This window comes from Streptomyces sp. STAM6, assembly GCF_054963715.1.
This window is the reverse complement of sequence record NZ_JBUEFZ010000006.1, coordinates 191374-205677: the sequence shown is the minus strand read 5'-3', so window position 1 is coordinate 205677 and position 14304 is coordinate 191374. Positions and strand designations below refer to the sequence as shown.

General features: G+C 73.4%; 11 protein-coding genes. 7 read left to right on the top strand and 4 right to left on the bottom strand.

Features of this window, described 5'->3' with window-relative positions:
- Positions 1–45: 45 nt before the first annotated feature.
- Both ACY34K_RS11160 and ACY34K_RS11155 read right to left on the bottom strand, forming a co-directional pair.
- On the bottom strand, positions 46–678 hold the full coding sequence (locus ACY34K_RS11160) for a hypothetical protein (protein WP_462746017.1): 633 nt from the start codon (positions 676–678) through the stop codon (positions 46–48).
- 218 nt (positions 679–896) lie between these two features.
- On the bottom strand, positions 897–3077 hold the full coding sequence (locus ACY34K_RS11155; RefSeq protein WP_462746016.1) for a RecQ family ATP-dependent DNA helicase: 2181 nt from the start codon (positions 3075–3077) through the stop codon (positions 897–899).
- A 311-nt stretch (positions 3078–3388) separates the two neighbouring features.
- Here ACY34K_RS11155 and ACY34K_RS11150 point away from each other — a divergent pair, with 311 nt between their 5' ends.
- From ACY34K_RS11150 to ACY34K_RS11130, 5 genes are all read left to right on the top strand, one after another.
- Positions 3389–4798, top strand: a complete 1410-nt coding sequence (locus ACY34K_RS11150) for a DUF4192 domain-containing protein (RefSeq protein WP_462746015.1) — start codon at positions 3389–3391, stop codon at positions 4796–4798.
- A 115-nt stretch (positions 4799–4913) separates the two neighbouring features.
- Positions 4914–6989 (top strand): glycogen debranching N-terminal domain-containing protein, encoded by a 2076-nt coding sequence (locus ACY34K_RS11145; protein ID WP_462746014.1) that lies wholly within the window; start codon positions 4914–4916, stop codon positions 6987–6989.
- Between the two features lie 97 nt (positions 6990–7086).
- Positions 7087–7857, top strand: a complete 771-nt coding sequence (locus ACY34K_RS11140; RefSeq protein WP_462746013.1) for an NUDIX hydrolase — start codon at positions 7087–7089, stop codon at positions 7855–7857.
- Between the two features lie 109 nt (positions 7858–7966).
- Entirely contained in the window at positions 7967–9703 is a 1737-nt protein-coding gene (locus tag ACY34K_RS11135) for an ABC transporter ATP-binding protein (RefSeq protein WP_462746012.1), read from the top strand.
- Between the two features lie 160 nt (positions 9704–9863).
- Positions 9864–10751: a FadR/GntR family transcriptional regulator gene (locus ACY34K_RS11130; RefSeq protein ID WP_462746011.1), complete on the top strand. Its 888-nt coding sequence runs from the start codon at positions 9864–9866 to the stop codon at positions 10749–10751.
- Between the two features lie 336 nt (positions 10752–11087).
- Here ACY34K_RS11130 and ACY34K_RS11125 read toward each other — a convergent pair whose 3' ends face one another.
- On the bottom strand, positions 11088–11255 hold the full coding sequence (locus tag ACY34K_RS11125) for a hypothetical protein (RefSeq protein WP_462746086.1): 168 nt from the start codon (positions 11253–11255) through the stop codon (positions 11088–11090).
- Between ACY34K_RS11125 and ACY34K_RS11120 the strand changes: the two genes are divergently transcribed.
- Positions 11188–12741 carry an RNA polymerase sigma factor gene (locus ACY34K_RS11120; protein WP_462746010.1) on the top strand — a complete coding sequence of 518 codons (1554 nt, stop codon included), beginning with the start codon at positions 11188–11190 and terminating at the stop codon, positions 12739–12741. The genes ACY34K_RS11125 and ACY34K_RS11120 overlap by 68 nt on opposite strands.
- 181 nt (positions 12742–12922) lie before the next feature.
- Positions 12923–13738 carry a serine protease gene (locus ACY34K_RS11115; protein WP_462746009.1) on the top strand — a complete coding sequence of 272 codons (816 nt, stop codon included), beginning with the start codon at positions 12923–12925 and terminating at the stop codon, positions 13736–13738.
- A 91-nt stretch (positions 13739–13829) separates the two neighbouring features.
- Here the strand turns inward: ACY34K_RS11115 and ACY34K_RS11110 are convergent, their stop codons facing one another.
- On the bottom strand, positions 13830–14057 hold the full coding sequence (locus ACY34K_RS11110; RefSeq protein WP_392220176.1) for a DUF7455 domain-containing protein: 228 nt from the start codon (positions 14055–14057) through the stop codon (positions 13830–13832).
- Between the last annotated feature and the right edge of the window lie 247 nt (positions 14058–14304).

Sequence of the window (14304 nt, the reverse complement as noted above, 5' to 3'; positions counted from 1 at the left end):
TGTGCGAAGTGCCCGGGCGCCCGGCCGCGTGCCGCACCGGCCGGTTCAGCGCGCGGCCGTGCGCCGAAGCGGCTCGACGGCGCCGCTCGCCGTCCGCGGCGCGGGCAACGCATCGTCCACCGACACGTCCGCCAGATCACCCGGCTGTGAGGTGGAGTGCGGCCGCCGGCCGCCGCGGCCCTCGCCCAGCACCTGCCAACCGCCGCTCGTCAGGGTGATGTACGCGCCGCACCGCAGACCGTGCAGGGTGCACGCGTCCCGCAGCCCCCACATCCAGGCCCCGTCCTCCTCCGTCCACCGTTCGTCGCCCTCGCGGCAGTAGAGCAGGACGGCCGTACGCACCGGGGTCCGCCGCCGCAGATCGTGCGGGATGACCCGGCGCAGGTGCGCCAGCAGGGCATTGCGGAACGCCCAGCCGTCCGCCGGATCGGAGCGGCGCCGCACGAACGAGGCGCTGGCGGCCAGCCGTTCCTCATGATCGAGCACGGCCACCACGGCGGTCGCGGGTGTCGGCCGGTGGCGGACGTGCAGGCCGCTGACGACTTCGCGCGGATTGCGCAGCAGCGGAATCCCTGCTGCGGCCCACTCGGCGGGCTCCAGCAGACGGGCGAGACGGCTTGCTGAGTCGGCCGAAGACGTGATCGAGCCGGCTGCGGACGGAGCGAATCCGAAGGTCACGGTCCTCCCTTCGCATACGCGCCCACAGTGCGGGCAGGATCGGGTGAGGGCGCACCGCGGCACAGCCCTTCAGGACCGCGAACGGGCCGTGCGGGGGGCGGCTTCCAATTCTTGCTGGCTCAATGGGCAGGCGGCAACGAGCAATTGGACCTGCTGTCTGGAATCGGCCGGTATGACGCTCATATCCTGCCCAGTTGAGCGGCCGATGACGCGTCACGTCATCCCTGGACGGCGAGGACCAGCGGAAACACCCCCTCGGCACCCGCCCGCCGCAGCAGCCGCGCCGCCACCGCGAGTGTCCACCCGCTGTCCGAAAGGTCGTCGACCAGCAGCACCGGCCCGCCGGCCGACGCCAATTCCGCCGCCAGCGCGGGAGGCACCGTCAGCGCCCGGTGCAGACCCCGGACCCGCTGCGCGCTGTTCGTCCGGGAGATCCGCTCGTCCGCCGCCTCCGGTACGTACTCGACGGCACCCAGCAGAGGCATCCTGCCCACCTCCGCGATCCGCCGGCCGAGGGAGTCGACGAGCCGCGGCCGGCTGTGCGAGGCGACCGTGACGACCCCCACGGGACGCGGCGGTGCGTCGGGCTCACCGGACGCCCAACCGCCCGGTCCCCTGGCCCAGTCGGCCAGGACCCGCACCACCGCGTCCGCCACGTCGTCCGGCACGGGACCGTCGGCCGCCTGCGGTGACAGCATCGGCCGCAGTCGGTTGCCCCAGCCGATGTCCGAGAGCCGCCCCAGCGCACGGCCAGGGAAGGACTGCTCGCCCGCGGGGATACGGCCCTTCAGATCGACCCCGACCGCCGGGAGGCCGGTCGGCCACATCTTGCGCGGCTCGACCTCCACCCCCGGCCGGCCGAGCTCGCCGCGTGCCGCGTCCAGGGCGGCGTCCGTCACCTTGGCGTCGAACCGGGCCCCAGCGCAGTTGTCGCACCGGCCGCACGGCGCGGCCTCCTCGTCGTCCAGCTGCCGCCGGAGGAATTCCATGCGGCAGCCCGTCGAAGAGGCGTAGTCGCGCATCGCCTGCTGCTCGGCCGCACGCTGCCGCGCCACCCACGCGTACCGCTCGGAGTCGTACGACCAGCTCCGGCCGGTGGTGGTCCAGCCGCCCTTCACACGGCGCACCGCGCCGTCCACGTCAAGGACCTTGAGCATCGTCTCGAGGCGTGTGCGGCGCAGCTCCACCAGCGGTTCCAGGGCCGGCAGCGACAGCGGCCGGTCCGCCCGCGCGAGCACGTCGAGCGTCCGGCGCACCTGCTCCTCGGGCGGGAAGGCCACCGACGCGAAGTACTGCCAGATCGCCTCGTCCTCCTTGCCCGGCAGCAGCAGCACCTCCGCGTGCTCCACACCGCGGCCCGCCCGGCCGACCTGCTGGTAGTAGGCGATGGGGGAGGAGGGCGAGCCGAGGTGCACGACGAAGCCGAGATCCGGCTTGTCGAAGCCCATGCCCAGCGCGGAGGTGGCCACCAGCGCCTTGACCCGGTTGGCCAGCAGATCCTCCTCGGCCTGCTGGCGGTCCGCGTTCTCCGTGCGCCCGGTGTACGAGGCGACGGTGTGGCCGCACTGCCGCAGATAGGCGGTGACCTCCTCGGCGGCGGCCACCGTGAGCGTGTAGATGATTCCGGAGCCGGGCAGTTCGCCCAGGTGGTCGGCCAGCCACGCCAGCCGGTGGGCGGCGTCCGGCAGGCGTACGACCGACAGACTCAGACTCTCCCGGTCCAGCGGACCCCGCAGCACGAGGGCGTCGGTTTCCGCTCCCGTGCCGAGCTGCTCGGCGACGTCCGCGGTCACCCGGGCGTTGGCCGTGGCGGTGGTGGCCAGCACCGGAACCCCGGGCGGCAGCTCCGCGAGCATGGTGCGCAGCCGCCGGTAGTCCGGCCGGAAGTCGTGACCCCAGTCGGAGATGCAGTGCGCCTCGTCGACCACGAGCAGACCGGTGGCCGCGGCCAGCCGGGGCAGGACCTGATCGCGGAAGTCCGGGTTGTTCAGCCTTTCGGGGCTCACGAGCAGCACGTCCACCGTGCCCGCGGCCACCTCCTCCTGGACCGTGTCCCACTCCTCGGTGTTGGAGGAGTTGATGGTCCGGGCGTGGATGCCCGCCCTGGCCGCAGCCTCCACCTGGTTGCGCATCAGCGCGAGCAGCGGCGAGACGATCACGGTCGGCCCGCTGCCCCGGGCCCGCAGCAGGGAGGTCGCGACGAAGTACACCGCCGACTTGCCCCAGCCGGTGCGCTGCACGACGAGCGCACGCCGCTTGTCCGCGACCAGCGCCTCGATCGCCCGCCACTGGTCCTCGCGCAGCCGCGCCCCGCCGGTGTCGTCCCCGACGAGCCGGGCGAGCACGGCGTCGGCGGATGCGCGAAGAGTGCCGGGTCCTGCGTCGCTCGTGTTCTCCATGCCCTCCATGCAACAGCACGGGTGTGACAACGGGCGAACGGGCGACGCGGCGGCGGGGGCGGCGAGCCGGTGGCGGCCGAGCACGAGTTGCGCCCCGCTGGTGTGCCGGCGAGGGGGGCGAGCCGTTGGCGGCCGGGCGGGGACGTGGCGTGTGCCGTGGGGGTACGTGGCGCGTGGCCTAGGCGTACGGGGCGCGTGCCGGCGGGCGTATACCAGCGGGGCGCCAGGAGCGCGAGCAGACCTCCAGCACCTGTGGACAACGTTATCCACAGGGGTCGACGGTCTCGTGGGGTCTGCGGGACGGTCGGGCCATGAACAAGCACCGCGACACCACCGGACCCACCGACGACCAGCAGATCACCCTGCGCGGCCCGGCCGAACTGGCCGATGCGCTGCCGTACATGCTGGGCTATCACCCGACCGACTCGATCGTCCTGGTCGCGCTGCACGGGCGCCGCGGCCGCTTCGGCGGCCGGGTCAGGCTCGGCATTCCGCGCTCGCCGAAGGAGTGGTCGCCCATGGCGGAGCAGCTCGCCGAATGCCTCGTCGAAGGCTGCGAGCGGCGCGGCTCCCGGCCGGACGGCATCGTCGTCTTCCTCTGCCAGGACCCGGCCGACGGTGAGACGGGCACGCGAGTGATGGAGCGTCTGCGACCGCTCGCACAGCGGCTCCGAACGGCCTGTGGAGCGCTCGACGTGCCCGTGTACGAAGCGCTCTGCATCTCCGACGGGCGCTTCTGGTCGTACTGCTGTCCCGACAGCCGGTGCTGTCCTCCCGACGGCAACGCCCTGGCCCTGCCCGGGACCTCGGTGATGGCGGCCGCCGCGGCGTACGCGGGTATCCAAGTGCGGGGCACACTGCGCGAGATGGAAGCACGGCTGCGGCCACCGCGGCCGGAGGCCCGGAGCGTGCGGGAGCGGCAGCGGGAGCAGGAGCGGGCCCTGGACAGGGCCAGTGCGGAGCTGATGCCCAGGATCCTGGCCGCGGGGGAACGCGACCGGGTGCGCTCGCGGACACTGGCGCTGGCCGTCCGCCTGATGGCCAGGCTCACGGAGAGCCCGGCGGGGGCGGGCGTCGACGGCGACGCGGGGGACGACGCCCTGATCGGCCCCGACGAGGCGGCTGCCCTGATCATGGGCCTGCAGGACCGGGAGACCAGGGACCAGGCGGCGGAGTGGATGGAGGGCGCGGAAGCCGGACCGGCGCTGCGGCTGTGGCGGGTACTGGCCCGCCGCTGCTCCGGGGCCTACGCGGAGCACGCCACCGCGCCCCTCACCCTGGCCGGCTGGGTGGCCTGGTCGACGGGCGACGAGCCGAGCGCACGGGTCGCGCTCGGGCTCGCCCTGGAGGCCGATCCCGAGTACGTCTTCGCCCGGCTGCTGCACCAGGCGTGCAACGAGGACCTGGACCCCGAGTCGCTGCGGGCCTGCCTCCGCCAGGCCCGGACCGCCCGCACCGGGGCCGGGACACCGGCCGCCGTCGGCGCGGGTGAGGTCGCCGCGGCGGCCGGTAACGCGGAACCGGGTACCGGCCGCCGAGCCGGCCGGGGACCGGCCCGGCCGCCGAGGCACGGCCAGGGACCGGCCTCCCTCCGTCGCGGCGCGCGGCGGGCCGGCATCAACCCCGCGGGGGGACCGGGGCCCGGGAGCCGACGGGGCGGCGTGCCGTACGGCGGAGACCGGCGGACCGGCGGACAGCGCGGCGGCAGGAGCGGGCGATGAGGGCCGTGACCAGTGCGCCTGTGTCGCCGTTCACCTGTGTGGCGGAGTCGCACGACCCGTGCCGCCGTAACCTCAGCGGCTGTCCGGAGCGCACAGAAGGCTCAGCAGACCACCCATGGACCGCACTGTCCCGTCCCAGCCCCCCGTCTCGCCGGCCCGGCAGCCGGCCTCCGCCGGGCTCGCCCCGCCGGCCGGCGTCCTCGCACCCCCGGCCCCGGCCGCTCTCGCCCCGCCGGGCAGCGGTCGGCCGGGTGACCTGCCGTCCGTGCACAACGCCCTCATCTGTGTGGCCCTGCCCTGCCTCGCGGTCTCGGCGGAGCACGGCCAGCTCAACGGCCAGGGACTGGAAGGCGTCTACCAGTCGGGCCGCCGCCTTCTGTCCCGCTCCAGACTCCGGGTCGCCGGCCGCGAACCGGTGGCGGTGCAGGGAAGACTGGTCGCGGCCGACCGCGCCCGGTTCTTCGCCGTGGTGCGGACCGCGGCCGACCCCGGCCCCGACCCAGGCGTGGGAGTGGAGCGTTCCAGGGACGCGGACGGGACCGAGCGGATCACCCTGCGCAGCTCGGCGGGCCACACGGTCCGGCTGCCGGTCGAGCTCGCGCTCGGGACCGACCTCGCGGATCTCGGGGCGGTCGCGGCCGGCCGGGCCGGACCCGAACTGCGCGCCACGGTCCACGACTCCGGCATGCGATGGTCGGCACCCGACGGGGCGCAGGCGATCGTCACGGCCGATCCGCCCCCCAAGGACGCCCTGGCGTCGGCCGGGCTGCTGTGCTGGGAGCTGCGGCTCGAACCCGGCGAGGCCCGCACCATCGAGCTGCGCGTCCGGTCGGGGCGCCCCGTCCGACCGGCCGGACGCACCGGCAACAGCCTTCCCGAAGCCCGCGCCGAGGGCGACGATCCGCGTGTGGAGAAGCTGCTCCGGGCCGGCCTCGACGACCTGCGGGCGCTGCTGTTGCGCGATCCGGCGCACCCCTCCGACCTCCATCCGGCCGCCGGCGTCCCGTGGCGTTGCGGACCCGCCCCGGCGGAATCCCTGTGGGCAGCGCGCATGGCCCTCCCGCTCGGCCCCCAGCTCGCCGCGGCCACCCTGCGCACCCTTGCTCGCACCCAGCTCGGCGGCACCGGGCCCGGCGCGGGACGGATCCCCGGTCCCCTGCGGGACAGCGGCCCCCACCTCCCGCCCGGTTGCACCGGCGTCGAGGCGACCCTCGCCTTCCCCGCGGTGCTCGCCGAGGCCCGGCGCTGGGGTCTGCCCGACCAGGACGTGGAGGAGCTGCTCCCGGCGGCAGAGCGGTGCCTGCGCTGGCTGCGCGGGGTCACCGACGAGCGCGGCCTGGTGCGCGAGCCGGGGCCCCCCGGGCTGCGACGCGCCGAGACCCAGGCACACGCGCACCGCGCGGCCCTGCTGGGCGCCGACCTCCTGGAGGCCTGCGGCCGGTCCGGAGCGGATTCCTGGCGCGACTGGGCGTACGCCCTGCGGCACCGGTTCCGGGAGGAGTTCTGGGTCGACGACCGCACCGGGGGGCGACCGGCCGCCGCACGGACGGGGGACGGCAGACCCCTGCCGCACCTCGGTGGGGGTGCGGCGCACCTCCTGGACACCGGACTCGTCGGCGGCGGTCGGCTCGCCGAAGGCCTGCTGGACAAGGTGCAGACCGAGCAGCTCGCCCGGTTGCTCGGCGGGCCCGCCCTGGACTCCGGCTGGGGTCTGCGCAGCCTCGGGGTCAAGGAGCCGGGGCACAACCCCTTCGGGCACCGTGCGGGCGCGGTCCGGGTGCACGAGACGGCCGTGGCCGTCGCCGGCCTGGCCGCCGCGGGCTACGAGAAGGAGGCGACGTCCCTGCTGCGCGGTCTGCTCGACGCGGCCGAGGCGTTCGCCTACCGGCTGCCCGAGATGTACGCGGGGGAACAGCGCACCAGCGGCAGCGCACCGGTGCCGCACCCGGCCGCGTGCCGTCCCGCGGCGGTGGCGTCGGCCGCCTCCGTCCATGTGCTGGCCGCCCTGGCCGGCATCAGGCCCGACGCGCCCGCCGGGACGGTCGCCCTGCACCCCCTGCGCGGAGCGCCGCTCGGAGCGGTCCGCCTGGCGGGGTTGAGCGTCGCGGGCGAGCCGTTCGCGGTCCGGGTCAGCCGGCTCGGCCTCGGCATGGTCGAAGAAGCCGCCGACGATCTTCAGCTGGGGGTATGACGGTATGCGTACCGCCGACACGGCCATGGGAGAAGAAGTGACCACGGTAGAGGTCCAGGGACGTGCTTATCGTCAGGGAGACGACTATGATCGCGGCATGTCACCCTACGACCCGTCGGCTTTTCCGCCCTTCGCCGTGACCGTCGACCTGGTCGTGCTCACGGTCCGCCGCCACGCCCTGTGCGCACTGGTGGTGCGGCGTGGGGAGCAGCCGTTCCAGGGACGCTGGGCGCTTCCCGGCGGGTTCGTGCGGCCCGACGAGGATCTCGGGGCCGCCGCCGCGCGCGAACTGGTCGAGGAGACGGGCCTGTGCGTGCACGATCCGGCAGAGCCGCTCCCCGAGGCGGGGAACGGGGCCCACCTCGAGCAGCTGGCCACCTATGGCGACCCCAAGCGTGATCCCCGGATGCGGGTCGTCAGCGTCGCCCATCTCGCGCTCGCCCCCGACCTCCCCGCGCCCCGTGCCGGCGGTGACGCCAACAGCGCCCGCTGGGCGCCCGTCGAGGACCTCCTCAATCAGGAGGGCGGCTTCGGGCGCGAGGACGAGCTGCCCGCCCCGCTCGCCTTCGACCACGCGCAGATCCTGGCCGACGGGGTCGAGCGGGCCCGCTCGAAGATCGAGTACTCGTCGCTGGCCACCGCGTTCTGCCCGCCGGAGTTCACCGTCGGCGAGCTGAGGCGGGTGTACGAAGCGGTGTGGGGAGTGGCGCTGGACCCGCGCAACTTCCACCGGAAGGTGACCGGTACGCCCGGCTTCCTGGTGCCCTCCGGCGGCACCACCACGCGGCAGGGCGGCAGGCCGGCGCAGTTGTTCCGGGCCGGCGGGGCGACGCTGCTGAACCCGCCGATGCTGCGTCCGGAGGTCTGAAACCCGGCCCCACGCTCTCCAGGCTGCATAAAAAGTCCGAAATGTCGCGTTATCTTTCTGCGGTACCCGCCCTGCCGCCGAGCGGTCTCACCTACCGCGAGAGAGAACGATGCTCCAGGCAATCGGACTCACCAGCAACCGCCGCCGAGACGTTCCGCCCGCCGTGGACGATCTCACCTTCGAGGCGCCTCCAGGCCGTGTCACCGCGCTCCTTGGAGCCCCGGGCGCCGGAAAGACCACCGCCCTGCGGCTGATGCTCGAACTCGAACCGGGCCGGGGCGTCACGTACTTCCGCGGCCGCCCGCTCCACCGCATCGCCCACCCCGCCCGAGAGGTCGGGGTGCTCCTTGGCGACGTACCCGGACACCCCGCCCGCACCGCCCGCGGCCAGCTGCGGCTGCTCTGCGCGGCCGCCGGAGTGCCCGCCTCCCGCGCCGACGACATGCTCGACATCGTCGGCCTGGCGGGCCTGCGGGCCCAGCGCCTCGGCAGCCTCTCCCTGGGCATGGAGCGCCGACTCGGTCTCGCCTCCGCGCTGTTGGGAGACCCGCACACCCTCATCCTCGACGAGCCGGCCGCCGGGCTGTCCCCGCGCGAGAACAGCTGGCTCTACGGGCTGCTGCGCGCCCACGCCGCCCACGGCGGCACGGTGCTCTACACGACCGACGACCCCAAGGAGGCCGCCCGGACCGCCGACCGGGTCGTCACCATCCACGAGGGGCGGCTCGTCGCCGACCAGGACGCCGCCGCCTTCGCCCGCACGCGGCTGCGCCCCCGCGTCGCCGTCCGCACCCCGCACGCAGCCCGTCTGGCGGCCGTCGTCAGCCGCGAGGCCCGCGCGGGCCGCCGCTCCGTCGAAGTGGTGGCCGAAGGCGGCAACCGTCTCTCCGTCTACGGAAGCGACTGCGCGGAGATCGGCGAAACCGCGTTCCGGCACGGCATCCTCGTCCACCGGCTCGCCGACGAGGTCGGCGACAGCGGCCCGCCCCCGGCTCCCGCGCCCGAACGGAAGGCCGCCGCCCGCCCCGCGCCGGAAGCGGACGTGCTGCCGGTCCCGGCCGCCCCCAGGCCGCGGCGCAGCCCGCTGCGCCCGCTGCGCTACGAGGTGCGCAGACTCCTCGGCGTCCCCAGCACGCCCCTGACCGCCGCCGCCGTCCTCGTCGCCTCCGCCGTGATCGCCGTCCTGCTCGCCCGCGGCGGGCGCACCCCGCTGCCCGCCGCCCTCGCCGCCTGGCCCGCACTCTTCCCGCTGCCCCCCGCGGCCTTCGGCGCGGGCCTGCTCGGCGCACTGTCGTTCGGTGACGAATACCGCTACCCGGCCCTCTCCTCCGGCCGGGGCACCGTCCCCCGCCGGCTCGGCCTGCTCCTCGCCAAACTCGCCGTGGCGGCCTGCTGTGCCCTGCTGCTCGCCCTGCTCGTCGCGGTGGCCGATCTGGCGGCGCTGCGGCTGGTGTACGGCGCCGACGCCGTCCCCCTGCCCGGCAACTGGGCCTCACTGTGGGTGAGTTGGGCCGCGCTCTCGATGGGCTGCGCCTGGGCCGGGCTCCTCGCCGCCGGTGTCTTCCGTGCGACCGCGGCCGGCATCGCCGCCGTGCTGGCCGTACCGGTCATCATCACGCCGCTCGTGCAGAAGGCGATCGACGGCCCGGCCGCACGCTCGATCGCCGGGCTGCCCGGCCGGCTGCGCGAGCTGGCCTGGACGGAGTGGCCGTACGAGGCCGACCGCTGGCTCCTCGCCGCCGTGCGGGTCGTCGGTCAACCGGTGGGAACCGCACTGGTGTTGTCCCTGGCCGCACTGATCTGCGCTTATCTGTTCACCGGCCTGCGCCCCCGAGCCCGTTGGTGACAAACCGGTGACCAAAGCGCTCCAAACGGTCACAACTCCCTAGGAAATTGCCCGCTTCCTTCCGATAAGGCGTCAATTGAAGAGCGAGCGCCGATCACCCTTTCGTGTGCTTTTCACCAAAGACCTCAAGGGCTGCTGAACCGGCGCCGACAAAGGATGCGTGAGTACCCTTGCGCACACCATGATGACCGCCGCCCGCCCCGTCGAGACGGGCCTCGCGGCCCCGGGCGGACTCGACCGCTACCCCTACGCGGAGGCCCCCGCCGCCGACCGTGTCGGGCCCCCTTCCTGGGAGGGCGCCGACACGGACCTGGGCCGGGTGGGCCGGCGAGCGGCCGGCAGCCGCGGCCGCGGGCTCCACGGCCAACTCGTCCAGCAGCTCGGCCAGATGATCGTCTCCGGCGATCTCGGTGCCGACCGCCCGCTCGTGCCCGAGGAGATCGGCCAGCGGTTCGAGGTCTCCCGGACCGTGGTACGGGAGTCGCTGCGCGTCCTCGAGGCCAAGGGCCTGGTCAGCGCCCGCCCCAACGTCGGTACCCGGGTCCGCCCGGTCAGCGACTGGAACCTCCTGGACCCCGACATCATCGAGTGGCGGGCCTTCGGGCCGCAGCGCGACGACCAGCGCCGGGAGCTCAGCGAGCTCCGGTGGACGATCGAACCCCTCGCCGCCCGGCTGGCCGCCGGTCACGGCCGCGAGGACGTCCAGCAGCGGCTCGGCGACATGGTCGAGATCATGGGCCACGCCCTCGCTCAGGGTGACGCGATCACCTTCTCCCGCGCGGACGCGGAGTTCCACTCTCTTCTGATCCAGCTCGCCGGCAACCGGATGCTGGAGCACCTCTTCGGCATCGTGTCCGCTGCCCTCCAGGTCTCCGGCTCCCCGGCGATCAGCTGCGACCGGCCCAGCGAGCCCTGCCTCGCCCTGCACGGCCGCATCCTCGACGCACTGGCCACCGGCGACGCCCCCGCCGCCGAATCGGCCATGCGCCAACTGCTGACCGTCCACCCGGAGGTGGAGCGGGTCGTACCCGCTCCCCGCGAGCACTGAGCCCGCCGTCCGTGGCCCCGTCCGCGGCCCTGCCCGGCGAGACCGTCCCGGGCGGCCCCGCGCACGGCGGTGTACGGACCCAGGCCCGCACTGTGTGTCGCCCGGCCCCCAGGGGTACCCGAGGGAGCGCCCGCGGGGTTACCCGGTGGTGTACCTGGGGGCCCGGCGACACGATTGCGGTGAGATCTCCCCGTATGGTCCTTTCGTCCCGACCCGGAGTGTGACTCGGGCCACGCGGATTGGGCGTAACACTCCTCGAAACACTGCGATGACCTAAGAGGTGACAGCCGAGGAGGGAATACAGCCGCCGTTCATGGCGCTGTGCAGCTCCGAGGTTCAGCCCGCGTCGTCGGCACATTCCCAGCCGGCGGTCGTCGGCTCCGGCCCGATCATGGGCGGGGCCGGAAGCCGTTTCCATCGTTCCGAGAGGTTGTTCGTGTCGGCCAGCACATCCCGTACGCTCCCGCCGGAGATCGCCGAGTCCGAGTCTGTGATGGCGCTCATCGAGCGGGGAAAGGCTGATGGGCAGATCGCCGGCGATGACGTGCGTCGGGCCTTCGAGGCTGACCAGATTCCGCCAACCCAGTGGAAGAATGTTCTGCGCAGCCTCAATCAGATCCTCGAGGAAGAGGGTGTGACGCTGATGGTCAGTGCAGCGGAGTCGCCGAAGCGCGCCCGCAAGAGCGTCGCAGCGAAGAGCCCGGCAAAGCGCACCGCCACCAAGACCGTCACCGCCAAGACGACCGTGACGAAGACCGTCGCGGCCGCCGCGGCGGCTCCGGCGGCCCAGAGCGCGGACGCCCCGGCCGACGAGGCCGGTACCCCTGCCAAGAAGACGGCCGCGAAGAAGACCGCGGCCAAGAAGACGGCGGTCAAGAAGACCACCGCCGCGAAGAAGACCACGGCCAAGAAGGCCGCGGGCAAGAAGGACGCCGACGAGGTCCTCGAGGGCGAAGAGCTGCTCGACGACGTCGCGCCCGGCAAGGGCGAGGACGAAGAGGCCGAGGGCGAGAGCAAGGGCTTCGTCCTGTCGGACGAGGACGAGGACGACGCGCCCGCGCAGCAGGTGGCCGTCGCCGGTGCCACCGCCGACCCGGTCAAGGACTACCTGAAGCAGATCGGCAAGGTCCCGCTCCTCAACGCGGAGCAGGAGGTCGAGCTCGCCAAGCGCATCGAGGCCGGCCTGTTCGCCGAGGACAAGCTGGCGAACGCCGACAAGCTCGCCCCCAAGCTCAAGCGCGAGCTGGAGATCATCGCCGAGGACGGCCGCCGCGCCAAGAACCACCTGCTGGAGGCCAACCTCCGCCTCGTGGTCTCGCTGGCCAAGCGGTACACCGGCCGCGGCATGCTCTTCCTGGACCTGATCCAGGAGGGCAACCTGGGTCTGATCCGCGCCGTCGAGAAGTTCGACTACACCAAGGGCTACAAGTTCTCCACGTACGCCACCTGGTGGATCCGTCAGGCGATCACCCGCGCCATGGCCGACCAGGCCCGCACCATCCGTATCCCGGTGCACATGGTCGAGGTCATCAACAAGCTCGCGCGCGTCCAGCGCCAGATGCTCCAGGACCTGGGCCGCGAGCCCACCCCGGAGGAGCTGGCCAAGGAGCTCGACATGACCCCGGAGAAGGTCATCGAGGTCCAGAAGTACGGGCGCGAGCCGATCTCGCTGCACACCCCGCTCGGCGAGGACGGCGACAGCGAGTTCGGTGACCTGATCGAGGACTCCGAGGCGGTCGTGCCGGCCGACGCGGTGAGCTTCACGCTCCTCCAGGAGCAGCTGCACTCGGTGCTCGACACGCTCTCCGAGCGTGAGGCGGGCGTCGTCTCCATGCGCTTCGGCCTGACCGACGGCCAGCCGAAGACCCTGGACGAGATCGGCAAGGTCTACGGCGTGACCCGTGAGCGCATCCGCCAGATCGAGTCCAAGACCATGTCGAAGCTGCGCCACCCGTCGCGCTCCCAGGTTCTGCGCGACTACCTGGACTGAGCCACCGTCCGCATGCGGACGTATGCGGTCCGGGCGCGGTTCGTACGCAGCGGAGGGCCCGGTTCCCCAGCAGGGGGCCGGGCCCTCCGGCGTGCCGGACCGGTCTGCGCCCGAGGGTGCGGGCCGGGGCCGACTGACCGACCCTGAGTGAACACCGTTCACCGGAGAGTCAGGAGGCCCTATGCGTCGACCCAGCCGGAAATGGACGGGGGTGGCGGCCGCGACAGCCGCAACGGCGGCCCTGTCACTCGCCGCGCCGCCACCCGCAGCGGCCGACAGCGTGGTCGTCGGCGGACAGCCGGTCAGCACCTCCGAAAGCCCATGGGTGGTCGCGCTGTCCAGCCGTGACCGGTTCGGCGGTACGCGGGCGGGCCAGTTCTGCGGAGGCGTGCTCGTCGCCCCGACGAAAGTGGTCACCGCCGCCCACTGCCTGGGCCCCGATGTGCTCGGCCCCGATCCGACCGAGCTGGCCGATCTCAAGGTCATCGCGGGCCGTAAGCGGCTCACGTCCACCGGAGGCCGCGAGATACGCGTGACCCGCGCGAGGATCAGCCCCCACTACGAGCCCCGTACGCAGTCCGGCGACCTGGCCGTACTGACGCTGGCGACCGCGCTGCCGCGCACCCACGTGCTCGAGATGGCCGGCCCCGGTGATCCGGCGTACCGGCCGGGGACGGCCGCCGCCGTGTACGGCTGGGGCGACACCACGGGCGGGGGCACCTATGCGTCCTCCCTTCGCTCCGCACAGGTCCAGGTGCTGCCCGACGAACTCTGCGCGCGGGCCTACCCCGCGAGCCGGGGCGGGGCCTACCTGGCGGACACGATGCTGTGCGCCGGCACGCCGGAGGGCGGGAGGGACGCCTGTCAGGGCGACAGCGGGGGGCCGCTGGTGGCGCAGGGACGGTTGATCGGACTGGTGTCCTGGGGGAGCGGCTGCGGACACGCCGACAGCCCGGGCGTCTACACCCGGGTCGCCGCGGTCCTGCCGGCCGTGTGAGAACGAGAACGGGCGGCCGCCCCCGTGGCTCGGGGGCGGCCGCCCGTCGGCCGGTCCGGGACCGGCCCCTGGCTCGTCGTGGATGCGAGTGTCAGCGGTCCTCTTCGACTGCGCTCGGAACGGCCGTGAGCCGGTCCGTCTCATCCTGTATTTCCGCGGCGATCTTCTTGAGTTCCGGCTCGAACTTGCGCCCGTGGTGGGCACAGAAGAGCAGCTCACCACCGCTGGTCAGCACGACGCGCAGATATGCCTGGGCGCCACAGCGGTCGCAGCGATCGGCGGCCGTCAGCGGGCTCGCGGGGGTCAGAACAGTAGTCACGTCGCCTCTTCTCTAGCTCGACGAGCTGTCGTACCAGGGTCAACATCCAACCAGGCCGAAAACGTTCCCGCTCGTGGCTTTTCCTCGAAAGTTTTTCGAGGAGGCTGTCTGCTGCCGGTTGGCGGCGAATGAGCCGTATTGCTGTGCTTTACGGGTTTCGCGGTTGCTTGCTTGTCTCGTTCAGCCCTCCCGGCTGGGTTGCCGGTTGTTCATGAGGACGTGCCCGGAGCCTAAATGGTTCATGCCT